2 protein-coding genes and 1 pseudogene are annotated in these 3,342 nt (G+C 72.7%); all 3 read left to right on the top strand.

All coding sequences use genetic code 11. The features are described 5' to 3' along the window. The coding region (gene sucB, locus L7D48_RS27460; RefSeq protein ID WP_237883592.1) for a 2-oxoglutarate dehydrogenase, E2 component, dihydrolipoamide succinyltransferase at positions 1-1,030 on the top strand (1,030 nt) is incomplete at its 5' end. A 118-nt stretch (positions 1,031-1,148) separates the two neighbouring features. Next, on the top strand, positions 1,149-1,772 hold the full coding sequence (locus tag L7D48_RS27455; RefSeq protein ID WP_237883590.1) for a GntR family transcriptional regulator: 624 nt from the start codon (positions 1,149-1,151) through the stop codon (positions 1,770-1,772). 146 nt (positions 1,773-1,918) lie between these two features. Then, a pseudogene (locus L7D48_RS27450) lies at positions 1,919-3,342 on the top strand (pyruvate dehydrogenase (acetyl-transferring), homodimeric type); the annotation flags it as partial.

Here is a 3,342-nt window from a genome sequence, read left to right as displayed (position 1 = left end):
GCCCGAGCCCGCTCCGGCACAGCCCGAGCCCGCCCGGCAGGCGCCCGCCGCCCAGGCTCCCGCGCCCGCCCAGGCGCAGGCACCGGCGGCCCCGGCCGGCGGCGGCGAGGGCGCCTATGTGACCCCGCTGGTGCGCAAGCTCGCCGCCGAGAACGGCGTCGACCTGTCCACCGTCAAGGGCACCGGCGTCGGCGGCCGCATCCGCAAGCAGGACGTCGTGGCCGCGGCCGAGGCCGCCAGGGCGCAGGCCGCCCAGGCGCCGGCCGCCGCACCGGCGGGCCGCGGCCCGGCCAAGGCCGAGCCTTCGCCGCTGCGCGGCCGGACGGTGCCGATGACCCGCATCCGCAAGGTCATCGCCGAGAACATGATGAAGGCGCTGCACAACCAGGCGCAGCTGTCCAGCGTGGTCGAGGTGGATGTCACGCGGATCATGCGGCTGCGGGCCCGGGCCAAGGAGGACTTCCTGGCCCGCGAGGGCGTCAAGCTCTCCCCGATGCCGTTCTTCGTCAAGGCCGCCGCCGAGGCACTGAAGGCCCACCCGTCGATCAACGCCAAGATCAACGACGACGGGACCGTGACCTACCACGACGTCGAGAACATCGGCATCGCGGTGGACTCGGAGAAGGGCCTGATGGTCCCGGTCATCAAGGGCGCGGGCGACCTGAGCCTGGCCGGCATCGCCAAGAAGACCGCGGAGCTGGCGGGCAGGGTCCGCACCGGCAAGCTCAGCCCGGACGACATGTCCGGCGGCACGTTCACGATCAGCAACACCGGCTCGCGCGGTGCGCTGTTCGACACGATCATCGTGAACTACCCGCAGGTGGCCGAGCTGGGCATCGGCGCCACCGTGCGCCGCCCGGTCGTGGTGGACCACCCGGAGCTGGGCGAGACCATCGCCATCCGGGACATGGTCTACCTGACCCTGTCCTACGACCACCAGCTGGTCGACGGCGCGGACGCCGCCCGCTACCTGACGGACGTCAAGGCCCGTCTGGAGGCCGGCGAGTTCGAGGGCGAGCTGGGTCTCTGACCGCTCCCCGGGCATCGGCGCCCCCGCACCGGATCCGTTCCGGTGCGGGGGCGCCGCCGTGCGGGCGGGGCCCGTATCGTCGTTGTCCTCCCCCGAAGAAGGCAGACAAGGAGCGCCCATGGCCCCGCCCGTCGTCCACTCCCTGCGCGAGCAGATCCGCGAGCACATCGTGGAGGGCATCGTCCGCGGGCGCTGGAAGCCGGGCGAGCGCATCGTGGAGCGGCGGATCGCCGTGGAGCTGGAGGTCAGCCAGACGCCCGTGCGCGAGGCGCTGCGCGAGCTGGAGGCGCTGCGGCTGATCGAGTCGGCGCCGAACAAGGGCGTACGGGTGCGGAACCTGGCGGCGGCCGATCTGGAGGAGATCTACCCGGTGCGCGCCGGACTGGAGCAGATCGCCGCCGAGCTGGCCGCCGATCGCCTGGCGGGGGACACCTCGGCGCTGGAGGAGCATGTGGCGCGGCTGTACGAGGCCGACCGGGCCGGGGACGGCGAGGCGCAGGTGCGGCACACGGTCGCCTTCCACCGGGAGCTGGTGCGTGCGGCCGGGAACAGCGTGCTGCTGCACACCTGGGAGTCGCTGGGCATCGGGGTGTGGACCACGCTCGCCATCCGCTGGCTGGGCACCCGGCAGCAGTCGTACGCCGAGGAGCACGAGGCGGTCGTGGAGGCGTTCCGCAGGCGTGATCCGCGCATCGGCGAGCTGGTCAAGGAGCACGTCCTGGGGTGTGCACCCCGTGCCTGATTCGCGGCACTGAATGCCAATTTCGTTCTTCCGGCGCTTTTTCGGCTCCCACCCTTTGATCGATCATCGATCGTGGGCGTACAGTCCGGCAGTGGGTGTGACACCCCCCACCCCATCTCCCGTCCTGTCCGGAAGGCGGCCACACCATGACCGACGCCGAACGCACCCCCAGCGAGCTCGACCAGCTCGTCGACCGCGACCCCGAGGAGACCGCCGAGTGGGCCGCGTCCCTGGACGCCGTCGCCCGCGAGGCCGGTCCGCACCGGGCGGCGTACCTGATGCGGCGCACCCTGGAGCACGCCGGCCGCACCGGACTCGGCCTCCCCGCGCTGCCGGAGACGGACTACGTCAACACCGTCCCCACCGCCGCCGAGCCCGCCTTCCCCGGCGACGAGGACATGGAGCGGCGGATCGCCGCCTGGAACCGCTGGAACGCCGCCGCCATGGTCACCCGCGGCTCCCGCTTCGGCGTCGGCGGCCACATAGCCACCTTCGCCTCCGCCGCCTGGCTCTACGAGACCGGCTTCAACCACTTCTTCCGCGGCAAGTCCTCCCCCGAGGCGCCCGGCTCCGGCGACCAGCTCTACATCCAGGGCCACGCCTCCCCCGGCATCTACGCCCGCGCCTTCCTCGACGGGCGGCTGACCGAGGCACAGCTGGACAACTTCCGCCGGGAGGCCGGCGGCGGCGGGCTGCCCTCCTACCCGCACCCGCGCCGGCTGCCCTGGCTGTGGGAGTTCCCGACCGTCTCCATGGGCCTGGGCCCGCTCTCGGCGATCTACCAGGCCCGCTTCAACCGCTATCTGGCCGGCCGCGGCATCAAGGACACCTCCGGCAGCCGCGTGTGGGCCTTCCTCGGCGACGGCGAGATGGACGAGCCGGAGTCGACCGCCGCCCTCGCCCTCGCCGCCCGCGAGGGGCTGGACAACCTCACCTTCGTGGTGAACTGCAACCTCCAGCGCCTGGACGGCCCGGTCCGCGCCAATTTCAAGATCGTGCAGGAGCTGGAAGCGCAGTTCCGCGCCGCCGGCTGGCACGTCGTCAAGTCGCTGTGGGGGTCGGCCTGGGACGACCTGCTCGCCCTGGACACCACCGGCGCCCTGGTCAGGCGGCTGCGCGAGGTGCCCGACGCCCAGTTCCAGACCTACGCCACCCGCGACGCCGCCTACATCCGCGAGCACTTCTTCGGCGCCGAACCGGCGCTGGCCGAGATGGCGAAGGTGCTGACCGACGCCAAGATCATCGAGTGCTTCCACACCTCGCGCGGCGGCCACGAGCCCCGCAAGGTGTACGCCGCCTACCGGGCCGCGCTCGCGCACGAGGGCGCGCCGACGGTGATCCTGGCGCAGACCGTCAAGGGCCACACCCTCGGCCGGGGCTTCGCGTCCAAGAACGCCAACCACCAGATGAAGAAGCTGACGGCCGACGAGTTCAGGGACATGCGCGACCTGCTCGGCCTGCCGATCCCCGACAGCGCGCTGGGCGAGGGCCCGGTGCCCTACGGCCACCCCGGCCCCGACTCCCCCGAGGTGCGCTACCTCGCCGAACGCCGCGCCGCCCTCGGCGGTCC

The organism is Streptomyces sp. ICN903, assembly GCF_022015835.1.
Lineage (GTDB): Bacteria > Actinomycetota > Actinomycetes > Streptomycetales > Streptomycetaceae > Streptomyces > Streptomyces fenghuangensis.
The sequence above is the reverse complement of the archived record's forward strand: the minus strand, read 5'-3'. Positions and strand labels throughout refer to the sequence as shown.

Bases quoted from the DNA above. Each gene is read 5' to 3' on its own strand.
- L7D48_RS27455 (WP_237883590.1), top strand. From the start codon at position 1,149: ATGGCCCCGCCCGTCGTCCACTCCCTGCGCGAGCAGATCCGCGAGCAC.